Below are 25518 nucleotides of genomic sequence, written 5' to 3'. Positions count from 1 at the left end.
CGGGAGGAAGCATTGAACGTGCCCCCCTCGCTATTGATGTCGGTATCGCCGTGCCGGTTTTCAAAACACGGTTGATCACGTTATTTTGCTGGCAGCACGCGATCCCGTCATGTTCAAAAACCATGCCATCGAAATGTGGCTTTTTTTGGGCATCGTCTGTTGTGGCTATGCCTGTGAGTCCGGTTGCGGAAGGAAACCCCGTTGCACGCACCCTGACGCAGCGCTAACCAAGATGCATCCGAAACCAAGAGGATTTTACCGTGGCACGAGCTTGGCAACGCATGCTTTCCGGGCGCAGGCTGGATCTGTTGGACCCGACGCCGGTTGATATCGAGATCGAGGATATTGCCCATGGCCTCGCGTTTGTGGCACGCTGGAACGGACAGACTCATGGCGATTTTGCCTACTCCGTCGCCGAGCATTCGCTTTTGGTAGAAGAGCTTTTTGGGCGCATGTATCCAACTGCACCCGCGAAATGGCGCCTTGCTGCGCTTCTGCATGACGCACCTGAATACGTGATCGGCGACATGATTTCGCCGGTGAAGGCTGCTGTCGGGCCATCTTATGGCGAATTGGATGATCGTCTGACGGCCGCGATCCACATCCGGTTTGGCCTACCCGCAGCGACGCCGAAACGGATCAAGGCACAGATCAAGAAGGCCGACAAAATCAGCGCGTGGATGGAAGCGACGCAGATTGCGGGGTTTTCCGTAACCGAATCCAACAAGCTCTTTGGCAGACCGGATCCGAAGGTGATCGAAGGATTGACCATCCGCTTGCGTCCTCCGGTGGAGGCGCGCAATGATTACACCTCGCGACACGCGGAATTGTTGTCCCAGATCTAGGTTTTCCGGTGTATTAGTCTCATATTTGACCTCAACAGGCCCTTCTCTATGACCCGAATTTCAGTCCGCCAAGGAGGCGAAGGCGATTTGCGCCAGACGCTCGACCTTTTAAACGAAATCATCGTCATCGGAGGCACCACCGCAATCACAAAGCCCTTGTCCCGCGAAGATCTGGCAGGCTGGCTGATGGCAACACCTGAGCGGGCGGTTTGGCATATTGCCGAGGAAAATGACGGCACAATTCTAGGGTTTCAATGGATCGGCCCTTGGGGTGACCTCCCACCCGAGGCCTGTGAAATCGGAACCTTTGTCAAAGCTGGCCGCACCGGCCTTGGCATCGGCAGCCAATTGTTCGAAGCCACAAAAGCTGCCGCACGTGAGATAGGGTATTTTTGGATCGACGCCGAAATCCGCGCCGACAACACCGGCGGACTGGCCTATTATCAGTCACGTGGCTTTGAAGACTACAGACGCAAAGACGATGTGGCGTTGGACAATGGCACCGTTGTCGGCAAATGCCTCAAGCGCTACCGACTTTAGGCACTGGGGAGAACATCGCGTTGCACCATGGCTCTTAGGGCAAAATTTGACCGCATATTCCGGATGCCTTTGACAGCCATCAAGCGATGTTCAAGAAAAGCGTCAAACGCATCAAGATCCGCGGCCACCACTCGCAACAAAATATCCCGCGAGCCTGACATCAAATAACACTCCATCACCTCTTCCAACGGGCGGATGGCGCGCTCGAAAGCTTCTATCGCTTCCGATCCCTGTTTTTCCAATTCAACCGATACAAAAATGGTCACTGGCAAGCCAAGCTTGCGGGCATCCACCTTGGCACCATAACCGGTGATCACCCCGTCAGATTGCAAACGGTCAACCCGCCGAGCACAGGGTGTCGCGGACAGTCCGACCGCTTCTGCCAAATCCGACAGCGTCATCCGGCCATCTCGCTGCAGAACACTCAAAATCTTGCGGTCTATGCCATCCATAGTGAAATTCCCCAAATTTTCTCGAATCGTTGGATGAAAAACCTCAACAGAACTGCATTTTCAAGCGAAATTTAGCAAAAATCCCCATTGCCCCTGTGTCAAATTCGCTGCACTTCGCGACCAGGCTGACCCAAAGGAAACGCAGATGCAAATCACGCCCATTTCGACCCCAACCCATGAAACCGTCTTGCGTGTGCACGACGCGGACATCGGGCTTACAGGGTTCATCGCGGTGCATTCCACCCATCTTGGCCCAGCCGCAGGCGGGCTGCGCATGCGCGCCTATGCGAGCGAAGACGCAGCGCTAACCGATGCTTTGCGCCTGAGCCGCGGCATGACGTATAAAAACGCCGCCGCTGGCCTTCCATTGGGCGGTGGCAAAGCAGTGATTATGGGCAATGCCTCTGAAAAGACGCCCGTTCAGCTCCTGACTTTTGCGCGCGCTGTGCAATCTCTTGAGGGCCGGTACTGGACCGCGGAAGACATGGGCATGAGCCCTGCCGATATGGAACTGATGACCCGACAGACGCAATTTGTGGCCGGGCTCCCCAATGGCGCACATGCGTCTGGTGATCCGTCCCCGATCACGGCACGCGGAATTTTCAATTCGATCAAAACCACGGCCCGCCATCGCTTTGGCACAGACGACCTGAGTGGCCGCACTGTATCAGTGCAGGGCCTCGGCCATGTAGGTGGATATCTTTGCCAGTTCCTGCATGAGGATGGTGCGAATTTGATCGCGGCTGACATCGACGCCGATCGGGTTAAGGAAATCTGCACAGCCTACGGAGCAGTCGCCGCATCAGTTGATGACATCCTGACCGCCAAGGCCGACATTTTTGCCCCCTGTGCCATCGGTGCCATTTTGAACTCAGAATCGATTGCTGCATTGAACGTGGACGCGGTTTGCGGCGGCGCCAACAACCAACTCGCCACCAGCGAAGACGGTATCCGCCTGCACGCCCGCGGAATCCTTTATGCACCCGATTTTGTCGCCAATGCCGGCGGTATCATCAATGTTGCCACAGAAATCCTCGCGATCGACGATCGTGCGGCCTATGTCGATGAGAAACTGGACACGTTGGATGTGACTCTTGATGCGATCCTGACCCGTGCCATGCAGATGGATTGCAGCCCCGACAGAGTCGCGACCTCCATTGTTGACGAGATGCTTGCAGCAAAAGCCGCGTGAGTCCTGTCTAAAAAGCTGGTGTCAAAGAAGCATCAGCGCAGTCCCGCATTTGCGGACTTTCCTAACCGGCCTCAACTTGGGGCCGGTTCTTTCTTTGGACGGAATTTGAGAAACGCGTTACCGACGTGATGCAGACAGGATTTTTGATCACCGTGGGCTGCGTTTGGCCAGAATGCGTTGCAGGGTACGGCGATGCATATTCAGACGCCGCGCGGTCTCGCTCACATTGCGATCACACAATTCATAAACTCTTTGGATATGCTCCCAACGCACTCGATCAGCACTCATCGGATTTTCCGGCGGAGGCGGCAATTCGTCGTCAGCACTCAGGAGCGCGTGCATGATGTCCGTGGCGTCGGCGGGCTTGCTCAGATAGTCTGTTGCGCCAATCTTTACCGCGGCAACTGCCGTTGCAATAGCGCCGTATCCGGTCAGCACAACCACCCGTGATTCCTCGCGTTTTTCGCGAAGCACCTCGACCACATCGAGCCCGTTTCCATCCTCTAGACGCAAATCGACCACGGCATATGCCGGTGGTCGAGCAGTGGCAATTGCCTTGCCGGCGGCAACCGATCCAGCGGTCTCCACCTCAAATCCTCTTTTCTCCATCGCCTTTGCCAAGCGACGCAAAAAAGGCTCGTCGTCGTCCACGAGAAGAAGTGTCTTGTCCGGCCCGATCTCCGGCAGCTCTTTGTCCGCCATTTGCCTCATCCCTTTAGTATTTCACAAGTATTAGCGGGAGAGACAAAAAGGGTCAAACCACCCGCATCTTACATGTTGTCTACGAAGCACCCGACCCGCTGGGCCATATCCTCTGGCGTTATGTCACGCCGGAAGTATTCAACGAAGCCATAACCTGGCAGGGTCAAATAGGTAAAAGTAGAGTGATCCACGAGGTAGTACTCCTCATCGCCCTCTTCCGGCTCCTGCTTTTTGAAGTAAGTCCGGTAGGCCTGCGAGGCGGCTTTGACCTGTTCAGGCGAGCCGGAAAGGCCAATCATGCGGTCATGGAGATAGCCGGCGTAGTCTTTGACCACCTCAGGCGTATCCCGTTCAGGATCAATCGTGATAAAGGCGCCGTTGACGATCTTTCCTTGGTCTTCAAGCAGGTCCATTGCCTCGGCATTGCGGCCCGCGTCCAGAGGGCAGACATCTGGGCAGAATGTATACCCAAAGTAAATCAGTGTCGGCTCGGTGAGGACATCCTGATCAGTGACCGTGTTGCCGTCGCCATCCACGAGCGTGAACGGCCCGCCGATCGCGCTGGTGCCGCCGGCGACCTGACTGGTGCGGCATTGCGCAAACTGATCCTTGTCACCGGACTGTGACACATACCACATCCCGCCCAACGCAAGGATCACGACAAAAACAGCCACAGCGGCCACAGTACGCATCATAGGAGCGCTCCCAATGCCAAGTTGATTGATGGTTGACGGACACCTAACAATTACAAACGCGAACTCAAGAGCAAACAACATCACATGTCCGATTTCTCAACCGAACTCATCTCCCACAATCGGCGTAGCAACTGGGTTCGCCTACGGACCATCATCATGGTGCGCTGGATTGCGATTGCAGGGCAGGCGGTGGCCCTTTTGGTCGCGCAATTCGGGTTCGGGCTGAATATTGAATATGGCCTTTGCTATATGGCGGTCGGCATCTCGGTTATCGGCAACCTGATTGCCATTTTCGTGTTCCCCGAAAACAAGTTGCTGAGCGGCGTCGAGAACATGTTCATGATCCTCTTCGACATCTTACAGCTCGGTTTTTTGCTGTTCCTGACCGGTGGATTGAACAACCCGTTCTCGTTTCTGATCGTCGGCCCGGTGACAATTGCCGCTTTGGTTCTTTCGGTGCGATCGGCTCTTGCTGTTGCCACGCTGGCCATCATTATCGTGACGCTTCTGTTGAATTTCCATCTACCGCTTAGGGTCAGGGAGTTCATCACCCTCGAGGTTCCGGACATGTTTTTGTACGGGAACTGGTGCGCCATCGTGATCGCCATTCTTTTTTCGTCGCTCTATTCGCGGCGGGTCGTCACGGAAATGTCGTCGATGTCAGATGCACTTGCCGCCACACAAATGGCTCTCGCTCGGGAGCAAAAGTTGACAGATCTTGGCGGTGTAGTGGCAGCTGCAGCCCATGAATTGGGAACACCTCTGGCGACCATCAAGCTTACCAGTGCCGAGCTGATGGAGGAACTGGACGACAATCCCGAACTAAAAGAGGATGCCGCGCTGATCCGGCAGCAAGCTGATCGTTGTCGCGATATTCTCCAGTCGATGGGACGGGCAGGGAAGGACGATCTGCATCTGCGTCGCGCACCGCTTTCGACCGTGGTTGAGGAAGCCGCGGAACCCCACATGAACCGCGGAAAAACCATCTTCTTTGAACATCTCGACCTTGTGGATGGCCCAGAAATTTTGCGACAGCCGGAAATCGTACATGGATTGCGCAACCTGATTCAAAACGCGGTCGATTTCGCAAAATCCACCGTTTGGGTAGAAACCGACTGGGACGAAGACCGGATTTATGTACGCATCATGGATGACGGGAAGGGATTCCCCCCGCATTTGATCGGACGCATAGGTGATCCCTTTATCCGCAAACGTCGAGCGGACCGTGAAAAATCAGAGCGACCGGGCTATGAAGGGATGGGTTTAGGGTTGTTTATTGCCAAGACGCTGCTGGAGAGATCAGGCGCTGATCTGAGCTTTGCGAACGGAAATAGCAGCGAGATTGACGAAGAAGATGAGCATCTCGGAGCCATCGTCGAAGTGATCTGGTCCAGAGGCCAATTCGCAGATGCTTCCGCGAGCGGATCGCTTGGGCAAAACCCACTCGTTGAAGGGTAAGCGAAAGCAAAGCAAAATCGTTTGGTTAACGATCTGTTAACCTCAAGTCTGTGATCCTTGCCACGGCACTTCACCGATTTTGGGGTCGCTATGTTTGATTCGGTTATTGATTTTTTGATTGTTACTTTGGGCATTTCCGCCCTTCTTCTCTCTCTCGGCGTTTTGACATTCCTGTTGCGACGCATCCCGCAGGACGCTGGTGGACCACAAACACAAGAAGCGATTTGCATTTATCGGAACGGCAGCTTGGTGGAAGCAAACACCGAGGGCCTGCGACTGTTGGCAGGACGCGGCGGGAAGGAGACTAACTGGCGGGCGCTGCGTCGGCTGCTTGCCGAGCGTTTCCCCGATTTTCCGGAGAACCAAGGTGCGACGGACATGCAAGATACCAAGGTTCTGACGTCCTCAAAGATGCACGACGGAACGCTTCTTACCATTGACCAGTGGAATGACGTTGCTCGGGTCACAATTGTATCTGATGTCCAGCCTGAAGACGCGACGGTGACCTTTGGCTCGGATATTTCAAATGGGGCGCCTTATCCCATTTGGGTTTGTCGCGCCGACACGCAAATAATTTGGTGCAACGTCGCCTATGAGAACCTCGCACAGGAACAGGGAAAAAAGCTCGATCCCGAAATCCCAATGCTGTTTGAAATGACAGATGGCGAAGAATTCACAGCCTCCCGTCGACTTGGGCTCTTCTCTGCGGACGGGACGCCGCAATGGTTTGATGTCACCTCTGTCGCTCTGGATCAGGATCGCGTGTTTTTTGCGGTGGATGCCAATACCGCGGTGGATACCGAACTGGCACAACGCAACCTTGTGCAGACGCTTTCAAGGACGTTTGCCCATCTCCCCACAGGTTTGGCGGTGTTTGACAGGGACCGAAGGCTGGTGTTGTTCAACCCTCCATTGGTACAGTTGAGCGGATTATCTCCAACCGAGTTGTCCTTGCACCCCAGCATAACCGAGTTTTTTGACAAACTGCGCGCGCGCCATATCGCACCGGAACCCAAACGCGCCGTTTCATGGCAATCTCACGTCGGCACAATTATTCGCGCCATGGAGCAAGGCACCTATGGCGACACATGGGAACTGCCCGACGGCAAAACTTACCGCGTTTCAGGACGCCCGCAACAGGATGGGGCAATCGCCCTCTTGATCGATGATATTTCCGCAGAAATGGCTTTGACACGGCGGTTTCGCGCCGAAATTGAAATTGCCCATGCGGCACTGGACGGTTTGGGTGATCCGGTGGTTTTGTTTTCACGGGCAGGCGATCATTTGCTGTGCAACAACGCGTATCGCAGCTTCTGGCAGGTAGACCCGGACTCTACCTTTGCGAACTATACAATCCGTGACGCTACAGCCTTGTGGGAAGCGGCAATTTGCGACACACCGGCGTGGCAGGATTTCAAAGAAGCCATAGGAAATTCGGAACCGCGACGTCCTTGGGCGGGCGTTTTGGCCCTGCAACAGCTTGGCTTGATGCACGCCAAGCTGACACCCATTTCCGGTGGCGCGACCATGATTGAGTTCCGACGCGCAATTGAACAAGAGATCACTCAGCCCGCTTGATGGTTGCAGGCAAGCCCAAGCGTTGTAGTGTGGCGCCATGTCATCCATCACACTCACATCAGCCGAAGAGACCTCCGAGTTGGCGGCCCGCATCGCCACAGAACTTGTGCCCGGCGATGTTGTCCTACTTGAAGGAGACATCGGAGCGGGAAAAACGCATTTTGCCCGCAGTGTAATTCAAACCTTGTTGGAGGTTCCCGAGGACGTACCCTCGCCCACGTTTACGCTGGTGCAAATGTACGACACGCCAAATGCGGAAATCTGGCACGCGGATCTTTATCGACTGACGTCACCGGACGAAGTGGTGGAACTGGGGCTGATCGACGCCTTTGAGGATGCGATCTGTCTGGTGGAATGGCCGGACAGATTATCGGACCTGCGCCCCGAAAACGCGCTGACGATGCGATTTGAACTCGGCGACGACATCGGTTCGCGCGCACTTTCATTTCTCTTTGATTCAGATCGCTGGGCGACCGTTGTCAGAGAGCTGCAAGATGGCTGACCGTGACGCATTGTTGGCGGCGTTTTTGGCCAAATCAGATTGGTCAGATGCCGAGCGGTCTCTGGTCGCCGGTGATGCATCCAATCGGCGCTACGACAGGCTGCAACAAAGGGATGGATCTTCGGCGATCCTCATGGACGCTCCGCCTGATAAAGGCGAAGACGTGGGCCCCTTTTGCAGGATCGCAGAACACTTGCTTGAAATCGGACTGTCTGCACCGCGCATATTTGACCGTGACCAACAAAATGGGTTTCTGATCATCGAAGACCTTGGTGATGATTTGTTTGCCCGAAAGATCCCAAGGGCGCCCAATATGGAACGGCCTCTGTATGAGGCTGCGACGGATGTGTTACTCCATATTCACTCTCATGCTGCGCCAGAGTTGGAACCATTTGACACGTCAATGATGGCAGAAATGGTCGACCTCGGATTCAGTTGGTACGCAATGGGGGCAGGGCAGGAATGGCGGGCATCTTACGAGCGTTTTCAGCCGCGGTTTGCTCAGGTTCTCTCAAGCACCGTCGCGCCACCTTCGGTGTTGATGCATCGCGATTATCATGCGGAAAACCTTTTGTGGCTGCCGGACCGCGATGGCGTGGCCCGTGTTGGCTTGATTGACTTTCAGGACGCAAAGTTCGCGCATCCGGCTTATGATCTTGTGTCGATGTTGCAGGATGCCCGCAGGGACGTGCCCGCCGATCTGGAAACGGCGATGATCGAACGCTATGTGGCACGATCAAACGTGGAAGAGAGCGAGTTTTCGGCAGCATATCATGTGCTTGGCGCCCAAAGAAATCTGCGCATTCTCGGCATTTTCGCACGATTGTCTCTGCACTTTGGCAAACCGCATTACGTGGATTTCATTCCAAGGGTCTATGGCGTGTTGATGCGTGATCTGGATCATCCGGCGCTGTCTCCGGTGGCTGGACTGTTGCATGATGCGCTACCGGAACCCACCCCCGCAATCCTGAAAGAACTGAAAGACAAATGCGCGACTTTCCCAACGCTGTAATGCTCTTTTCTGCCGGATTTGGCACCCGAATGGGCACGCTTACGCGCTCAAGGCCGAAACCATTGATCAAAGTGGCCGGAAAGGCATTGATCGATCATACGCTGGATCATGTGAATGCGATTGCGCCCAAAACCGTGGTCGCAAACACGCACTACTTGCACGATCAAATGGCTGCGCATCTGGCGCACACGGGTGTTCATTTATGTCACGAAACGCCCGACATTCTTGAAACCGGCGGCGGGTTGCGAAACGCATTGCCGGTCTTGGGGGACGGGCCGGTTTTCACCTCCAACACAGACGCAATCTGGCGCGGAGCCAACCCGTTTAAGGTCGCGCTTAGTGCATGGCGGCCGGAAGACATGGACGGACTTCTTGTTTGCGTCCCGCAGGATCAGGCGCGCGGTCACAAAGGGCAGGGGGATTTCACATTGGCGCCGGACGGGCGCATTTCCCGCGGGCCGGGCGTGATCTACGGCGGTGTCCAAATTCTGCGCACCGAAGGATTGGAAAAAATCGAACAGGATGCCTTTTCTCTCAACCTGCTGTGGGATCAATTGCTTGCCAAGGGTCGGCTGTTCGGAGTCTCCTATCCTGGGCAATGGTGCGATGTTGGATCGCAAGATGGCATTTTGCTCGCGGAACGGATGCTGATTGAACCCGATGTTTGAGCCAACTGAAAAACCAAGAGTTTACGGTGTCCCTCCTGGAGCGGATTTTCCCAAGGTGTTGGTAGATGGCCTGCGCTCGCGAATGGCAGGGGAAGCACCAGACAAAATGGCGCGCGTCGAAGTTATTGTGAACACAGCGCGCATGGCCCGACGGATTTCGTCACTGTTCGACGACGGCGCTACGACGCTATTGCCGAGATTGCGATTGCTGGGAGATTTTTCCAGAGACGTTTCGGCGGACCTGCCGCCTGCGGCCTCGCCTTTGCGGCAGAGATTTGAGTTGATCCAGCTGATCACCCGCCTGTTGGAACGGGAACCGGATCTCGCGTCACGCGCGTCAATCTACGACCTCGCTGACAGCCTTGCGGGTCTGTTTGATGAGATGTCTGGTGAAGGTGTTGCCGTAGACGCGATCGAAGCATTGGATGTGTCGGACCAATCCGGCCATTGGGCGCGCGCGCAGCACTTTTTTGCGATTGCACGGCATTTTCTAGAAAACGTCGACAGTGCGCCCGGTACAGAGGCCCGTCAACGGATGGCAATTGAGCGCCTTGCCACCAAATGGGAAACATCCCCCCCGCATCATCCGGTCATTCTTGCGGGATCGACCGGATCTCGTGGTACGATGATGCTTTTGATGCAGGCTGTCGCCAAGCTTCCACAGGGAGCTATTGTTCTGCCTGGATTCGACACCGATATGCCCACATCTGTCTGGACTCAGATGGCGGATGCGATGGAAGCAGAAGATCACCCGCAGTATCGGTTCCGCAAACTGATGGATAACTTGTCCATCGGTGCGCAAGACGTCGCTGAGTGGCACCCATGTACGCCGCCCAGCGCGGTACGAAACCGATTGGTGTCTCTGGCAATGCGGCCTGCTCCAGTCACGGATCAGTGGCTCTCCGAAGGTCCAAGCCTTGGGCCACTTTCGGAAGCCAGTCAGGACATCACCCTGATTGAAGCCACAACACAGCGTGAAGAGGCCTTGGTCATCGCAGCGCGTATGCGCAAAGCAGCGCAAGACGGTCAGACCTGCGCCCTGATCAGTCCGGACAGGATGCTCACCCGTCAGGTGACAGCCGCGCTGGATCGCTGGCGAATTGTGCCCGATGACAGTGCAGGCCAACCTTTGCAGCTTTCTCCACCAGGGCGGTTTTTGCGGCATGTTTCGACCCTATTTCAGCGAAAATTGACGTCTGAGGCACTTTTAACTCAATTAAAACATCCGTTGACACACAGTGGATCTGATCGCGGGAGCCATCTTTTGTGGACTCGCGAACTGGAGCTTTGGATCAGGCGCAAGGCAGTGACTTATCCTGACGCGAACACCCTTCGAATGTGCGCCGTGACGTTGGACAGTGTTGACGACAGCTGGATTGAATGGGTTGCTGACTGTTTCTGTGACAAGGAACTGCATGGTGAAATTGAGCTGTCAGATCGGCTTGAGGAGCACATCACCCTAGGGGAACGCATTGCGGCAGGGCAGAGTGACGGGTCCGGCGGACTATGGCAGGAAGCGGCAGGACGCAAGGCGCGCAAGGTCGTAGATGATTTGCAGACACATGCCAGTGTTGCTGGCCCAATCACCGCGCAGGATTATGGTGATTTGTTCGGGGCGGTCTTGGCCCATGAAGAAGTGCGGGACCGCGACGAGGGGCATCCGCATATCCTGATCTGGGGCACCTTGGAGGCGCGTGTTCAGGGCGCGGATTTGGTGATCCTCGGGGGATTGAACGAAGGCAGTTGGCCGGAAGCCCCAAGCCCCGACCCTTGGCTCAATCGGAAGATGCGCCACGACGCCGGACTGCTTTTGCCCGAACGCCGCATCGGATTGTCTGCCCATGATTTTCAACAGGCCGTTGGCGCGCCAGAAGTCTGGATCACCCGCGCCATCCGCTCAGACGAGGCGGAAACGGTTCCCTCAAGATGGGTAAACCGCCTGCTCAATCTGATGGGCGGTCTGCCCGAACAGGGCGGCGCGGACGCGTTGCAAGAGATGCGGGCAAGGGGGCAGGAATGGATTGATCGCATACACACGCTCGAAACCTTCCGAGAGGAAACACCTGCCGCAAGGCCGTCACCGATCCCGCCGCAAGCCGCGCGCCCTCGGCAGCTTTCAGTGACAGAAATCAAGCGACTGATCCGCGATCCATACGCAATCTATGCCAAACATGTACTGCGACTTCGGCCCCTTGATCCCTTGATGAGAACCCCGGATGCGCTCCTGCGTGGGATCATTGTTCATGAAATTTTGGAGCAGTTGATCAAAGAAAGCGTGGAACAAGGTATTGCGGTCACGCGACAGCGTATTCTGGAAATTTCAGAAACTGTTCTTGCCCAAAATGTGCCTTGGCCAACGGCGCGCGCTCTCTGGAAAGCGCGATTGGAGAGAATCTCGGATCATATTGTGGCGGGCGAAGCCCAGCGCAGGATGCGAGCAACGCCCGTTGCTTTTGAAGCACGCGCAAAGGATCGCATCGAAGTTTTGGATTTCACATTGACCGGAACAGCGGATCGTTTGGACCGCACGCCGGAAGGGGATCTGATCCTTTATGATTACAAAACCGGTTCGCCACCAAGCCAAGACGAGCAAACCCATTTTGACAAACAGTTGCTGCTTGAGGCGGCAATGGCGGAGCGAGGCGGGTTTCGCGACATTGATCCGGCGAAAGTGGCTGACGCGGTCTATATCGGGCTTGGCCCCAAACCCAAAGACCAGCCTGCGCCTTTGTCCGAAAAGCCAATAGAAGATGTTTGGGAAGATTTCACCCGACTGATTGCGGCCTATTTGAGCGACGGAAAAGGCTTCACCTCTCGTCGCGCAATGCGGTCGGAAGCAGACGATGGGGACTATGATCAACTTGCTCGGTTCGGAGAATGGGACGCGACGGATGACCCAGAGCCGGAGGCGCTGACATGAGCCAGTTGAACGATGCCACGCGACGCCAGATCACAGCCGCGCGGCCGGATGCGAGCACATGGTTGTCGGCAAATGCGGGATCGGGAAAAACCCGCGTTCTGACCGACCGCGTTGCGCGGTTGCTGCTTGAGGGCGTGCTGCCGCAACACATCCTGTGTCTGACATATACCAAGGCCGCCGCCAGCGAGATGCAGAACCGGTTGTTTGCACGCCTTGGCAGCTGGGCCATGAAAAGCGATGCAGACTTGGCGACGGAACTCGCGGAACTTGGGGCGGGGGCAGAGGCGACAGCCAATGATTTGGCCAACGCCAGAACGCTTTTTGCGAGGGCGATCGAGACCCCTGGTGGATTGAAAATCCAAACCATTCACTCGTTTTGCGCGTCCCTGCTACGCCGCTTTCCTTTGGAGGCAGGGGTGTCTCCACTGTTTTCCGAAATGGAAGATCGCGCTGCTGCCCTTTTGCGAGAAGAAATCGTTGAAGGCATGGCCAGCGGCAAAGACGCACCGTTGATCGAGGCTTTGGCACGCCATTTCACTGGACAGGATCTGGAAGATCTCACCGGTGACATCGCGCGCAAAGCGGATCTTTTCCGTTTGCCAAAATCCCGCTCAACCCTGTGTGAGTTTTTTGGCCTGTCCCCAGATTTTGACGACGACACCTTGCTTGGGTCGGTGTTTTTAGGTGGGGAGCTGGACCTTGTTCGGAATCTGATCACCTTGCTGCGCACAGGCGGTGCAAACGACAACAAGGCGGCGGACAAGCTGAAACTCATCGCGTCCTGTGACACATCGGCGATCGCAATTATGGAAAGTGTGTTTCTAACCGGAGGCAGCGCAAAGGATCCGTTTTCTGCAAAGCTGGGCTCGTTTCCGACAAAAAAATTGCAGGCAGCCAATCCCGATCTGATTGAGAAACTGAAACCCTTGATGCTTCGGGTCGAGGCCGCGCGGGAAAGCCGGATTTCGTTGGCTGCGGTAGAACGCAGCGCTGCGCTCAATGCCTTTGGGCACCGGTTCGTGCAGCACTACGAACACCAAAAACAACTGCGGGGCTGGCTCGACTTTGACGACCTGATTTTGAGAGCGCGCGGTTTGCTTTCTGATCCGGCAGTGGCCGAATGGGTGCTTTACCGTCTTGATGGTGGCATCGATCACATTCTGGTGGATGAGGCGCAAGACACCAGTCCGGCGCAATGGCAAGTCATTGAACGGCTGGCACAGGAATTCACGTCGGGCACGGGGGCCCGCGCGGACATCACGCGTACGATTTTTGTGGTGGGGGACAAAAAGCAGTCGATCTATAGTTTCCAAGGGGCCGACCCCGCAGAGTTTGATCGCATGCGCGACGAATTTGCGGTGCGGCTGAAATCGTCTGACCACGCGTTGCAGGATTTGAGTTTGGAATATTCGTTCCGCTCTTCGCCTGCGGTGCTCAGTCTCGTGGATGAGACTTTCAAAGAGCGGGAGTCGGCTGGTTTTCCGGAAGGAAACCGCCACATTGCGTTCCACGACCAGATGCCAGGTCGGGTTGATTTGTGGCCGGTTGTTGATCCAACGCCAAAGCCCGAAAAAGACGACTGGTTCGATCCTGTGGATAGGATTGCCGATACGCACCACATGAAAATCCTCGCCACGCGCGTTGCCTGTGAAATTCGCAGAATGATCGACCAAGGTGCGACCATTGCCACGAGCAAAACCGAAAGCGGCGTCTTTGCTCAGCGCCCTGTGAAGGAAGGGGATTTCCTTATTCTGGTGCAGCGGCGGTCCGATCTGTTTCACGAAATCATACGAGCCTGCAAAACCGAAGGACTGGCGATTGCTGGTGCGGATCGGTTGAAGGTTGGCGCCGAGATGGCCGTGCGTGACCTAGGTGCCCTTCTCAGTTTCCTCGCCACACCCGAGGACGACCTGTCGCTAGCGACAATTCTACGATCACCACTTTTTGGCTGGTCCGAACAAGAGCTTTTTGAACTCGCGCATCGGCGCGCTGGCAGGCAGCATCTTTGGGAAGCGCTCCGCAAGCGGCGCGACGAATTCCCAGACACATTGTCCGTGTTGGACGATTTGCGCCGACAGGCCGATTTCTTGCGCCCTTACGATTTGATCGAACGTGTCCTGACCCGTCATCAGGGCCGTCACAAATTGCTCTCCAGACTGGGAGGCGAGGCAGAGGACGGCATCAATGCCCTGTTGTCTCAGGCTTTGTCATACGAAAAATCTGCGGTGCCAAGTCTGACCGGTTTCCTGCAATGGATGGAAACCGACGATCTAGAAATCAAGCGGCAAATGGACAGCGCGTCGAACCGAATTCGCGTGATGACCGTGCATGGCTCAAAAGGACTTGAGGCACCCATTGTGATCATGCCGGACACCGGTCGGCGCATCACCAGAACGGATGTGCCGATCGTTGATGTTGATGGCACTGCCATTTGGAACGCGGCCAAAGATTTGTCGCCAAACCGGTTGAATGACGCTCGCGACGCAATGGCCACCAAATTGGAAGCGGAACGTCTGCGCCTGCTGTATGTGGCCATGACCCGTGCCGAGAAATGGTTGATTATCGCCGCGGCCGGAGACCTCGGGAAGGACGGCAAGAGCTGGTACGAAACCATCGGCACGGCAATGCAACGCTCAGGCGCGATGACGCACAAAATGCCAGGTGGCGACGGACTACGGATCAATCACGGCGATTGGTCCGGTCCGGTGGAACACCCGACGGAAAGCAAAAAAATTCGCGTGTCCGAATTACCCATGTACCTTTCAGAAGAAGCACCCGAACCCTTGCGAGCGCCGCTGCCTTTGTCTCCTTCGGATCTCGGTGGGCCTAAGGCGCTCGCGGGGGACGCAGGGTTGGACGAGGAGGCGGCCAAAATGCGCGGCACGCAGATCCACTTGCTGTTGGAACATTTGCCAGCCCACCCTCAGGAAAACTGGCCGCAGGTCGCAGATGCGCTGCTGCAGGGAGAGCTGGCGCCGGACTCAAAGCTGGCGAAGGACGATGTGTTTCAGGAGGCAGTGGCGACTTTGAAAACTCCGGAACTGGCGTGGCTTTTTGAGGATGAAGCGCTTGTGGAAGTGCCGCTGACAGCCAATCTTGGAGACCGCAAATTGCGCGGTATCATAGACCGGTTGCTTGTGTCCGAGAGTCGCGTCGTCGCCGTCGATTTCAAGACAAATGCCACAGTGCCAACGTCTCCCGAAGCCACACCAGAAGGGGTGCTCCGGCAAATGGGAGCCTATGCGCATGCTTTGAGCCAGATCTATCCAAGCCACGAAATTCAAACGGGAATTTTGTGGACGCGGACGGCCACTTTCATGCCGCTGACACACGATCTTGTGACAAAATCGCTGATGACCACAGGATACCTTGACGCCAACCCGCCGCAAACCTAGTTTCTTGCGAACCCAACGCTTCCCTCTTTAGGAGATCCCACATGGCAACCGTCGCTGTCACCGATGCCACCTTCGAACAAGAAGTCACCAACTCCGACGTCCCCGTGGTCGTCGATTTCTGGGCCGAATGGTGTGGCCCCTGTAAACAGATCGGCCCGGCACTCGAAGAGCTGTCCTCCGACTACGACGGCAAAGTAAAAATCGTCAAAGTCGACGTCGACAGCAACCCAGGCACAGCGGCTGCTCTGGGCGTGCGCGGCATTCCGGCGCTGTTTATTTTTAGAGACGGTCAGGTGATCTCCAACCGCGCGGGCGCAGCGCCGAAGGCCGCCCTGCAAAGCTGGATTGATGAATCTGTCTGATCGTACTGCGATGTAATTTCCAAGGCGCCCTTTCGGGGCGCCTTTTTTATTTACACCGGCCAGCCCAGCGCCTGAAACCGTGCCCGAATGCGTGTTTCGGCCTCGGGACGACCAGCGTTGATCGACATCTTCTGCAAGAACCACCAAACATAAAGCGCATAGTCCGGTGCTGATGCACGTGCCGATGTGAATGCCTCGGCAACGCCAAGCAATTCCACGTTGGCTGCGATGTGATGAAAATCAATCAATCCGAATAGCACACAGGGCTTGCCAAAGAAGAACCCTGCGAATGCTACGCTGGAGTTTTGCGTCACCACATAGTCACAGCGTGCCAGAAGCTCTTCCATGTCGCCCATGCGCAATTCAAGTTGGCTGTATTCTGCTTCCAATCTTTCCAGCACGGCGAATTCTTCCTCGGAATAGCTTTCCTTGGGGTGCAGGGCGGCGATCACCTTGCGGTTCGGTTCCTGCGCCAAAGTATGACCTATCATCTCAACAGGGCTGCAATGCTGAAACGATCGTTTTTCCAATAGTTTGCCCTGAAGGGGAACATAGGCAAACCCGTCATGACCCACATTTTGCAGCGGTGCTTCGTAGAGCCGTTTTTGCCAGAACCGGTAAAACCGCGTTGCTTCCTCGGGGTCGATGCCTTCGGGGTCAAATCGCGCATTGGCCACGTCCCAGTGCCACCTTTCATTGGTGCGCTCGATTTGCCAGAACGGGTAATAGTAATTTCGCCGAACGGTCACTGAATCGCGCTGAAAAGGCCGCTCCATGTGAAAAAGTGAATAGCCGGAACGACGCGGGTCGGCCATTTGCGGCGCCTCAAAAAGCACTTCGAACTCAGCCGCGCGCAACACATCAGCCACCTTGTTCAGGAAATTATGCTCTCCCGCTTCGACACTCTGCCGCAAGCCTTCGGGAAGATAAAACCGGACTTTGTTTTGGCTGCTCATGCCAGCGACGCTAAGCGCAAGCTGGCGCACGGGCAAGACCCGCCCTTGCCTCACACGCATGGCAGGCTCATATAGGGCTAGAATAACGAGGAGCGTTTTATGGCTGACGATCAATTCCCTGGCTGGCACGGCACCACAATTATGGGCGTGAAAAAGGGCGGCGAAGTTGTGATTGCGGGCGACGGACAAGTTTCGCTTGGTCAAACCGTTATCAAGGGCTCCGCACGCAAGGTGCGTCGCCTGTCCCCTGGGGGCTATGACGTTGTGGCCGGATTTGCCGGCTCGACTGCGGACGCCTTTACTTTGCTCGAGCGGCTGGAAGTCAAACTTGAGGCCACTCCGGGCCAATTGGCACGCGCCTCTGTGGAGCTTGCAAAGGACTGGCGGACCGACAAATACCTGCAAAAGCTTGAGGCGATGCTGATTGTGTCCGATGGCGCGGACATCTTTGTGATCACCGGCGCTGGGGATGTGTTGGAGCCTGAACACGACGTGACCGCGATTGGTTCGGGCGGCAACTATGCCTTGGCCGCAGGACGTGCGCTGATGGATACCGATTTGTCGGCTGAAGAGATCGCACGCAAAGCCATGGCGATCGCCAGTGACATCTGCGTCTACACCAATGGCAACCTGACGGTGGAGACCATCAAGAAATGACGGACATGAGCTATACCAGCCTTGGCAATTCGGGGCTTGTTGTCTCGCGTATGGCGTTTGGCACCATGACCTTTACGCATGGCTCGGACTGGATCCCTGGTGTTGCCAAGGTTGATCTGCAACACGCGCAGCAGATGGTCGATCTTGCGCTGGATCGCGGCGTGAACTTTTTTGACACTGCGGACGATTACTCAGGTGGAGCCGCCGAAGATATTCTCGGCAAAACCCTCAAAGGCAAACGTAACGGGGCGGTGGTCTGCACCAAACTCGGCTTCCGTCAATCCGGCCGCATGAATGACGCTGGCCTGTCTCGCAGCCACATCACTGCTTCGGTTGAGGGCAGTCTTCAACGGCTTGGCACCGACTGGATCGACCTTCTGGTGCTACACAAAACCGATTTCACCACACCAATGGAAGAAACCCTGCGCACGCTGCAAACGCTGATCGATGCAGGCAAAGTCCACCACATTGGCGTGTCCAACTGGCCCGCTTGGCAGCTCGCCCGCGCGATCCAGTTTCAACGAGACAACGGCATGCAGCAATTTGTGGCTGGACAGTACCTCTACAACGCTGTTGGCCGCGACATCGAAGTTGACGTGTTGAAGCTGGGTCAAGACATGGGTGTCGGCCTTATGTCCTGGTCGCCTCTGGCTGGTGGTCTACTGACCGGCAAATACGACCCTGCGGATCTTGAAAAAGGCGAGGGACGCCTGACCAAAGGCAACTTCCTGCAAGTTTCCCCCGCACAAGCCACCGCGGCGCTTGATGCCCTCAACGCTGCTGCCGAGGCCCACAAGTCCTCGCCCGCTCAAATCGCACAGGCTTGGATTTTGAACAAACGTCGGGATCACACCGTGATAATCGGCGCTTCCAAGATCAGCCAGCTTGATTCCGCGATCGACGCTGCCAATATCTCCCTCTCCGAGGCAGAAATGGCCGCTATCGATGCCGCAGCTGCTCCCGCCCGTCGTTACCCCGAGTGGTTTGACGACATGATGACCGACGAACAATTCACAAAGGCGCTCTCGTGACCGATCTGACCCCCCGCGAAATCGTATCCGAACTCGACCGTTTCATCATTGGCCAGAACGACGCCAAGCGCGCCGTGGCTGTGGCCTTGCGCAACCGGTGGCGGCGCAAACAGCTGTCTGATGATCTGCGCGACGAGGTCTATCCGAAAAACATTCTGATGATCGGGCCGACAGGTGTCGGCAAAACCGAAATCAGCCGTCGATTGGCAAAACTGGCCAAAGCGCCATTCATCAAGGTTGAGGCCACAAAATTCACCGAAATTGGATACGTTGGCCGCGATGTGGAACAGATCATTCGTGATCTGATGGACGCAGCGATCCTGCAAACCCGCGAATACATGCGAGAAGACGTGAAAGCCCGCGCCCACCAAGCCGCCGAGGATCGCGTGATCGAGGCCATTGCGGGTTCTGACGCTCGCGAAGGTACCCGCGAGATGTTCCGCAAGAAACTCAAGACCGGCGAACTTGATAACACGGTGATCGAGCTTGAGGTGCCTGACACCTCCAATCCAATGGGCGGCATGTTCGATATCCCCGGGCAACCGAACGGTCAGATGGGCATGATGAACTTGGGCGAGCTGTTTGGCAAAGCCATGGGCGGGCGCACGACGCGCAAATCCATGACCGTGGCAGAAAGCTATGAAATCCTGATTTCGGATGAAGCTGACAAGCTGTTGGACGACGAAACCGTCAACCGTGCCGCGCTGGAAAGCGTTGAGCAGAACGGCATCGTGTTTTTGGACGAGATCGACAAGGTCTGCGCCCGCCAGGAAGCCCGCGGTGGGGATGTGTCCCGCGAGGGTGTGCAGCGCGACCTGCTGCCACTGATCGAAGGCACCACCGTATCGACAAAATATGGCGCGGTGAAAACCGACCACATCCTGTTCATCGCTTCAGGCGCGTTTCATATTGCGAAACCTTCTGACCTGCTGCCTGAATTGCAGGGCCGTCTGCCAATCCGCGTGGAGCTCCGCGCGCTAACCGAAGACGACTTTGTACGCATCCTCACGGAAACCGACAATGCGCTCACTCTTCAGTATACCGCACTGATGCAGACCGAGGAGGTCACAGTGACCTTCACCGACGACGGAATCCATGCGCTGGCGGCGATCGCGGCGGAGGTCAACCAATCGGTGGAAAACATCGGTGCTCGGCGACTCTACACCGTGATGGAACGCGTGTTCGAAGACCTCAGCTTTACCGCTCCGGATCAATCCGGCCTTGAGGTCACGGTTGATGCTGCCTTTGTCGACAAACATCTCGGCAGCCTTGCTAAATCCACGGACGTCAGTCGTTATGTCCTTTGATTGAAGTGCTGGAAACTCACACGAATTCCCCGCATAGTCCCGGCGTTAACAACGCTGGGACTTTTTTATGCGTTACCTATTCTGTGTGTTGAGTTTCGTGGGGCTGACTGCCTGTTCAGCCCCAGTTTACGCCCCAGTCGTCCCTGAAGCGATGGAAGCGCCAGCAAAAACGAAAGTTTTTGTCGCAACAAATCGCGGCACAAATGCTGAAGGTCATTTTGATCGCTCTCGCAGCACCAAACAAACCTATCTCGAAACAATTGTGTCTCTTCCGGAGGACAGAAAACCCGGAGAGCCGATAAAATTTAGCAACACCCCGAATATCAAAAAGCACTATGTCGTTGCGGGTCAACGTGCGTTTGACAATGCCGAAGAGTTCGCCAAGGAGATCCGCAGATCCACAGGTTCAAGTGATGAAGTTCTTGTGTTCGTGCACGGCTTTTATAACACATACGCCAACTCACTGTTTAGGACTGCGCAGATAAAGCAGGACATGGGCAACCCCAGCCCAATTATTAACTTTAGCTGGCCCAGTGCGGGCAGGGCGCTGGCCTATAACTACGACAGCGAAAGCGTTTTGTACGCACGGGACGATTTGGAAACTCTTTTGAGAGCACTGGAACGTCACGGACCCGAAAACATTGTTCTGGTGGCGCATTCACGTGGTACGCTTTTGACCACGGAAACACTGAGACAGATGGAGATCAAGAATCCGGGCTGGTCGCGGCGGAACCTAGATGCGCTGGTATTCATCGCGCCGGACGAACCGCTTGATGTGTTCCACAGGGCGTTGTCCCGCTTTGACACGCTTCCTCAGCCATTTTTCATTTTGACCACAGGAAAAGACAAAGCGCTTCGGTTCTCTAGTCGGATAAACGGATCAAATCTGCGCGTAGGACAGATCACCGAAGCCTCGCAGCTTGGGGATCTGCCGGTTGTGTTGATTGATGTTTCAAACTTTTCGCTGTCAAGAAACAACAACCACAGTTTGTTCGCGGAATCCCCGGCGCTTATTTCACTTTTCAGAGACCAAACGACGTTTGAAACGATTGTTCGAACTCTGGATGTTGGAGTACCAAATACACTAGAGCAGACAGTTCAAGTGTTCGGGGATGCAGTCTCGATCGAGCTCGTTCCACCAATCGATCCGGGAGCGCAATGAGCGAAACTTTGACCTTTCTACGTGCAAATTTGCGCTGGCTGGTACCAGGTGTTTTGCTGACTTTTCTGTCTTGTTTTGGACAAACCTTCTTCATCTCACTGTTTGCCGGCGAAATTCGCGACACATTTGACCTTAGCCACAGCGCTTGGGGCAACATCTACGCCCTCGGCACACTCGCCTCCGCCATCGTCATGGTCTGGGCAGGGGTGCTGACAGACCACTTCCGCGTCCGCGCGCTGGGGGCCGTTGTGCTGGCCATGCTCGCCGCTGCCTGCATCGCCATGTCCAACTTGAACGCCGCATGGAGTCTACCGTTCATCATCTTCGCTCTGCGTTTCACGGGGCAAGGCATACTCAGCCACATCGCTGTGGTGGCAATGGCCCGCTGGTTTGTCGCCACCCGTGGCCGTGCGCTTGCGATCGCAGGTCTTGGCTTCTCTTTCGGCGAAGCCATCCTGCCCATCGCCGTTGTCTCAATCCTTTCCGCCGAGACTTGGCGTTCAATCTGGCTTATCGCGGCTTGCGTGGCAGTCGCGGGCATCCCGACCCTGATCTGGCTCCTCAGTCAGGAACGTACCCCCGGCTCGATGGCGGACTCCGACGAAACCCTCGGCATGGATCACCGCCACTGGACCCGACGCCAAGCGCTAACCCATCGCCTGTTCTGGCTTATGGTCCCCGCCTTGCTTGGCCCCTCGGCCTTCAATACGGCCTTCTTCTTTCAACAGGTTCATTTCGCCGAGATCAAAGGCTGGCAACACATCGAGCTTGTTACCTTCTTCCCGGTTTTTACCCTGACCGGCATCGCCGCCATGCTCGCGACCGGCTGGGCGCTGGACCGGTATGGCACAGCAAAACTTCTGCCGTGGTTCCAATTTCCAATGGTCGCCACTTTCCTTGTCTTTGCATTGGCCAACTCGGTTATGGGCGTCTTCATCGGGCTTGTTCTTATGGGGCTGACCGCAGGGGCAAACGGCCCGCTGGTGTCTGCCTTCTGGGCCGAATTCTATGGCACCAAGCACATCGGCGCGATCAAATCCGCGGCAGCGGCCGTCATGGTGCTCGGCTCCGCCATCGGACCCTCCATCACAGGCACACTCATCGATCTCAACATTGGTTTGGAAACCCAATATATCGGTGTCGCGCTCTATTTCGTTGTGGTCTGCGTCATGGTCAGCATCGGTATGAACCGCTACGCCAACACCCGCTAGCGTCGCCGCAAATATACGTAGTAAGCACCACTGCCACCGTGGCTGATGTGCGCTTCAGACACCTGCATGACGCAACCAGCCAAGGGCGGAAGTGCCAGCCATTGGGGAACCTGATGTTTCAAGACTCCCCGCCGGATCGGGATTGGGCCATCGTCGAACTTGTCTTTGCCTTTACCCGTGATGACCAGAACCAACCGCTTGCCGTCGCCGTGCGCGCGCATAACAAATCGATTTAGGGCTCCGTGCGCCTGCTGTGCCGTCATGCCATGCAGGTCAATCCGCCCTTCCGGCCGCAGTTTCCCACGCTTGAGTTTGCCAAAGGCCTTCTTGTCCATTTGAACAGGTTGTTTGGCCATACGTTCGGAGATGCCCGGCAACAGGTCATGTCCAGGACGTCCCAAGCCTGATTTGGACCCCACATCAAATTGCGGAATGGAAGGCGCGGTGGCCACATTGGGTTTTGGCTTTGGCTTGGATTTCGCAGGCAGATCGACAGTTCTGGCTTCCGGAGCAAGCCTTTCCGTTGACTTTGCCACCTTGCGCCAAAGTTCAAGATCATCCTCAGATAGTCTGCGCCGCCTCACAAAATCGACTCCGGCAACATGGCATAAGCCCTCTGAATTGGCAGAAACACCACCATTCGGCCGGGATCCTTGAGACGACCGGCAGCCTTTCCGGCGCCATCACCGGTGCCAAAAAAGATGTCAGCCCTTTGCGCTCCCTTGATAGCCGATCCTGTGTCCTGTGCAATCATCAGACGGCGCAGGGGGCCTTCGCCATCTTTTTCCAGCCAGACAGGAGCCCCCAAAGGGGTAAACTTCGGGTCCACTGCGACAGTGCGCATCGTCGTAATCGACCGGTTCATCGCGCCCAGCGGCCCTTTGTCCGCGGCCACCCGGCTCACTTCCCGAAAAAAGACATAGCTGTCATTGTGGCGCAGCAATTCGGCACCGGCGACCGGATTTCTCCGGACCCAATTCTTGATGACTTCGGCACTCACCTGATGTCGATTGTAAACGCCGCGCCGAACAAGTTCGGCACCGATAGAGCTATAGTTTCGCCCGTTTGATCCGCCGTACCCCACACGAATTGTCGAGCCATCCGACATACGAATGCGTCCAGACCCCTGAATTTGCAGAAAAAATAACTCGACCGAGTCATCAACCCACGCGATCTCAAGCCCGCGTCCGGACAAAACACCTGAGGTTTCCAGTTGTCTGCGGGTGAGCCAAGGACCGGCTCCGCGGGCCTCGGGCGGCATGCGGTAAACAGGGAAACGGTATTGCCCGTAAGGGCTGCGGGCGCCATTCAATTCCGGTTCAAAATATCCGGTAAAAAGCGGTTCCGCTCCGTCCTCGATTAACACCGGACGGAACAACAGCTCAAAGAATTTGCGAGCATCTTCGATGCCTGATGCCGCAGAGCAAACACTCTGCCAATCCGGCGCTTCAAAGTCACCGCAGGTGTTCAGAAACACCTCTCGGGCGGCCTCGTGATTGTCCGCAGCCCACCCGTCAAGTTCGTCAAAAGACAAAATTTTCAGCGATGTCTCAGACACCGCGTGCCCTCCCGCCATCACAAGGACAGCGGCGCATGCTGCCCGAATGCTCTGGATCATTCGCCCGTGGCAACAAGCTGCCAGTTCGGGTCATCAGACCCCATCACGCGCGCAAAGGTCCAAGTGTCCTTCTGACGTTTGATCTGGGTCTCGCTGCCCTCGATGATTTCGCCCGCTCGGTCACGCACAACCGACGTCAACTCACCGATAAACTTAACGGTGACTTCGCCTTCACCGGATTGTTCATCATAGTTCGCAGACACCAAAGACATCTCGCGAACCCCGATGAACTCGGCTTCGATTGTCAGGCCTTGGGCTTCGCGTCCGTCAACAACTTGGGCAAAGCTCTCGTAAACCTCTTCGCTCAAGAACGGCAAGATCGATGCCATATCGCCTTTTTCAAAGGCCATAAGGATCATCTCGTAAGCGCCGCGCGCGCCCTGCAAAAAGTCACTGACGCCAAAGTTGCCTTCGATCGATTTCATTTTGGCAAGGGCAATTGCCGTATCGCTGCCTTCTTCCGCGTGATCCAGAATGTCACGATCAGGCCCGCCTTCGATCACTTCGAGATCCGGCCCCCGACGTTCGGGCGTAGCGGACACTTCGCGCGGCGGTTCAAATCCTTCGCGCGTGCCCAAAACATTGCGCAAGCGCAGGATCAAAAACACCGCGATCCCGGCCAAAACCAAGAGCTGAATAAAGGGTGCGTTCATCGGAACCTCGTATAAGGGCATTTAAACATTGCTTGTAGCGACTTATGTAAGTCACGCGACGGGTCAAGTCCACCTTGGCCAAGTAACGTTTGGAGTATAGCAGACATGTGGCTTTTGTTGGCCTTTGTGGCGGTTCCGTTAATCGAAATTGCCTTGTTCATAAATGTAGGCGGCGCAATCGGCTTGTGGCCGACGCTGGCCATTGTGGTTCTAACGGCTTTTCTGGGCACATGGCTTGTGCGCACACAGGGCTTAATGGCGATCGGCAACTTACAGCGGTCGTTTGCTGAATTGGATGATCCGACAGAACCTTTGGCTCATGGAGCTATGATCCTGATTTCAGGCGCTCTTCTGCTCACTCCCGGATTTTTTACAGATGCTATCGGGTTCTCGCTTTTGATCCCTGCCATCCGGTCTTCTGTCTTTCACTACATGCGCCGCCGTGTGACGGTGCAAAGCTTTTCGATGGGAACGACCCATACAAGCTATCAATCGAACCAAAGAAGCGCTGCTGGCGACGTGATCGACGGAGAGTTTTCCGAAGTCGATTCAGACCAAAATCAGACTCAACCGCCTTCCGGCTGGACTAAGCATTGAGGCAG

24 protein-coding genes are annotated in these 25518 nt (G+C 55.8%); 17 read left to right on the top strand and 7 right to left on the bottom strand.

What is annotated here, in order from left to right; all coding sequences use genetic code 11:
- The first annotated feature begins 281 nt into the window (after positions 1 to 281).
- Together BM069_RS11930 and BM069_RS11925 are read left to right on the top strand one after the other, a co-directional pair.
- Complete coding sequence (locus BM069_RS11930; protein WP_093323956.1) at positions 282 to 845, top strand: HD domain-containing protein; 564 nt, start codon at positions 282 to 284, stop codon at positions 843 to 845.
- Positions 846 to 893: 48 nt separating this feature from the next.
- Positions 894 to 1385: a GNAT family N-acetyltransferase gene (locus tag BM069_RS11925; RefSeq protein WP_093323955.1), complete on the top strand. Its 492-nt coding sequence runs from the start codon at positions 894 to 896 to the stop codon at positions 1383 to 1385.
- On the opposite strand, the gene BM069_RS11920 is transcribed toward BM069_RS11925, so the two are convergent.
- Entirely contained in the window at positions 1382 to 1837 is a 456-nt protein-coding gene (locus BM069_RS11920) for an Lrp/AsnC family transcriptional regulator (protein ID WP_093323953.1), read from the bottom strand. The two genes, BM069_RS11925 and BM069_RS11920, sit on opposite strands and share 4 nt — an antisense overlap.
- A gap of 145 nt (positions 1838 to 1982) precedes the next feature.
- On the opposite strand from BM069_RS11920, the gene BM069_RS11915 reads away from it, so the two are divergent.
- A complete protein-coding gene (locus BM069_RS11915) occupies positions 1983 to 3029 on the top strand; it encodes a Glu/Leu/Phe/Val family dehydrogenase (protein ID WP_093323952.1) in 1047 nt (348 codons plus the stop codon).
- Between the two features lie 147 nt (positions 3030 to 3176).
- On the opposite strand, the gene BM069_RS11910 is transcribed toward BM069_RS11915, so the two are convergent.
- Both BM069_RS11910 and BM069_RS11905 read right to left on the bottom strand, forming a co-directional pair.
- A complete protein-coding gene (locus tag BM069_RS11910) occupies positions 3177 to 3731 on the bottom strand; it encodes an ActR/PrrA/RegA family redox response regulator transcription factor (protein WP_093323950.1) in 555 nt (184 codons plus the stop codon).
- A 68-nt stretch (positions 3732 to 3799) separates the two neighbouring features.
- Entirely contained in the window at positions 3800 to 4426 is a 627-nt protein-coding gene (locus tag BM069_RS11905) for an SCO family protein (protein ID WP_093324149.1), read from the bottom strand.
- Between the two features lie 84 nt (positions 4427 to 4510).
- Here BM069_RS11905 and regB point away from each other — a divergent pair, with 84 nt between their 5' ends.
- The 8 genes from regB to trxA all read left to right on the top strand — a co-directional run bounded on the left by regB (position 4511) and on the right by trxA (position 16321).
- Positions 4511 to 5884 (top strand): sensor histidine kinase RegB, encoded by a 1374-nt coding sequence (gene regB, locus BM069_RS11900; RefSeq protein WP_093323948.1) that lies wholly within the window; start codon positions 4511 to 4513, stop codon positions 5882 to 5884.
- 90 nt (positions 5885 to 5974) lie between these two features.
- Positions 5975 to 7462 carry a PAS domain-containing protein gene (locus tag BM069_RS11895; protein ID WP_093323946.1) on the top strand — a complete coding sequence of 496 codons (1488 nt, stop codon included), beginning with the start codon at positions 5975 to 5977 and terminating at the stop codon, positions 7460 to 7462.
- 37 nt (positions 7463 to 7499) lie between these two features.
- Positions 7500 to 7964 (top strand): tRNA (adenosine(37)-N6)-threonylcarbamoyltransferase complex ATPase subunit type 1 TsaE, encoded by a 465-nt coding sequence (gene tsaE / locus BM069_RS11890; protein WP_093323944.1) that lies wholly within the window; start codon positions 7500 to 7502, stop codon positions 7962 to 7964.
- Positions 7957 to 8976: an aminoglycoside phosphotransferase family protein gene (locus BM069_RS11885; protein WP_093323942.1), complete on the top strand. Its 1020-nt coding sequence runs from the start codon at positions 7957 to 7959 to the stop codon at positions 8974 to 8976. The genes tsaE and BM069_RS11885 overlap by 8 nt, the downstream gene beginning before the upstream one ends.
- The gene (locus BM069_RS11880; RefSeq protein ID WP_093323940.1) at positions 8952 to 9644 is read left to right on the top strand and encodes a nucleotidyltransferase family protein; all 693 of its coding nucleotides are present in this window, start codon (positions 8952 to 8954) and stop codon (positions 9642 to 9644) included. Before BM069_RS11885 ends, BM069_RS11880 begins: the two co-directional genes overlap by 25 nt.
- On the top strand, positions 9637 to 12564 hold the full coding sequence (addB, locus tag BM069_RS11875; protein WP_093323939.1) for a double-strand break repair protein AddB: 2928 nt from the start codon (positions 9637 to 9639) through the stop codon (positions 12562 to 12564). Before BM069_RS11880 ends, addB begins: the two co-directional genes overlap by 8 nt.
- Positions 12561 to 15959, top strand: a complete 3399-nt coding sequence (gene addA / locus BM069_RS11870; protein WP_093323937.1) for a double-strand break repair helicase AddA — start codon at positions 12561 to 12563, stop codon at positions 15957 to 15959. The genes addB and addA overlap by 4 nt, the downstream gene beginning before the upstream one ends.
- Before the next feature lie 41 nt (positions 15960 to 16000).
- Positions 16001 to 16321 (top strand): thioredoxin, encoded by a 321-nt coding sequence (trxA, locus tag BM069_RS11865; protein WP_093323936.1) that lies wholly within the window; start codon positions 16001 to 16003, stop codon positions 16319 to 16321.
- A 50-nt stretch (positions 16322 to 16371) separates the two neighbouring features.
- Here the strand turns inward: trxA and BM069_RS11860 are convergent, their stop codons facing one another.
- Positions 16372 to 17337 carry a hypothetical protein gene (locus BM069_RS11860; RefSeq protein WP_244503606.1) on the bottom strand — a complete coding sequence of 322 codons (966 nt, stop codon included), beginning with the start codon at positions 17335 to 17337 and terminating at the stop codon, positions 16372 to 16374.
- Between the two features lie 39 nt (positions 17338 to 17376).
- Between BM069_RS11860 and hslV the strand changes: the two genes are divergently transcribed.
- The 5 genes from hslV (at position 17377) to BM069_RS11835 (ending at position 22645) form a co-directional block, all read left to right on the top strand.
- The gene (hslV, locus tag BM069_RS11855) at positions 17377 to 17934 is read left to right on the top strand and encodes an ATP-dependent protease subunit HslV (RefSeq protein WP_093323934.1); all 558 of its coding nucleotides are present in this window, start codon (positions 17377 to 17379) and stop codon (positions 17932 to 17934) included.
- Positions 17935 to 17939: 5 nt separating this feature from the next.
- Entirely contained in the window at positions 17940 to 18965 is a 1026-nt protein-coding gene (locus BM069_RS11850) for an aldo/keto reductase (protein WP_170846740.1), read from the top strand.
- Positions 18962 to 20272 carry an ATP-dependent protease ATPase subunit HslU gene (gene hslU / locus BM069_RS11845; RefSeq protein WP_093323931.1) on the top strand — a complete coding sequence of 437 codons (1311 nt, stop codon included), beginning with the start codon at positions 18962 to 18964 and terminating at the stop codon, positions 20270 to 20272. The genes BM069_RS11850 and hslU overlap by 4 nt, the downstream gene beginning before the upstream one ends.
- A 67-nt stretch (positions 20273 to 20339) precedes the next feature.
- Positions 20340 to 21434, top strand: a complete 1095-nt coding sequence (locus BM069_RS11840) for an alpha/beta hydrolase (protein WP_093323930.1) — start codon at positions 20340 to 20342, stop codon at positions 21432 to 21434.
- The gene (locus BM069_RS11835) at positions 21431 to 22645 is read left to right on the top strand and encodes an MFS transporter (RefSeq protein ID WP_093323928.1); all 1215 of its coding nucleotides are present in this window, start codon (positions 21431 to 21433) and stop codon (positions 22643 to 22645) included. The genes BM069_RS11840 and BM069_RS11835 overlap by 4 nt, the downstream gene beginning before the upstream one ends.
- On the opposite strand, the gene BM069_RS11830 is transcribed toward BM069_RS11835, so the two are convergent.
- From BM069_RS11830 to BM069_RS11820, 3 genes are read right to left on the bottom strand one after another with little or no spacing between them, the layout of a single operon-like run.
- Entirely contained in the window at positions 22642 to 23229 is a 588-nt protein-coding gene (locus BM069_RS11830) for a Smr/MutS family protein (protein ID WP_093323927.1), read from the bottom strand. The two genes, BM069_RS11835 and BM069_RS11830, sit on opposite strands and share 4 nt — an antisense overlap.
- On the bottom strand, positions 23226 to 24263 hold the full coding sequence (gene mltA / locus BM069_RS11825; protein WP_093323925.1) for a murein transglycosylase A: 1038 nt from the start codon (positions 24261 to 24263) through the stop codon (positions 23226 to 23228). Before mltA ends, BM069_RS11830 begins: the two co-directional genes overlap by 4 nt.
- Positions 24260 to 24916, bottom strand: coding sequence for a Tim44/TimA family putative adaptor protein (locus tag BM069_RS11820; protein ID WP_093323924.1), 657 nt, complete (start codon positions 24914 to 24916; stop codon positions 24260 to 24262). The genes mltA and BM069_RS11820 overlap by 4 nt, the downstream gene beginning before the upstream one ends.
- A 105-nt stretch (positions 24917 to 25021) precedes the next feature.
- Here BM069_RS11820 and BM069_RS11815 point away from each other — a divergent pair, with 105 nt between their 5' ends.
- A complete protein-coding gene (locus tag BM069_RS11815) occupies positions 25022 to 25513 on the top strand; it encodes an FxsA family protein (RefSeq protein WP_093323922.1) in 492 nt (163 codons plus the stop codon).
- Positions 25514 to 25518: the final 5 nt, after the last annotated feature.

This window comes from Shimia haliotis (genome assembly GCF_900114415.1).
Classification (GTDB): Bacteria; Pseudomonadota; Alphaproteobacteria; order Rhodobacterales; family Rhodobacteraceae; genus Shimia; species Shimia haliotis.
Note: the sequence above shows the minus strand (reverse complement) of the source record. Positions and strands in the feature narration are given on the sequence as shown.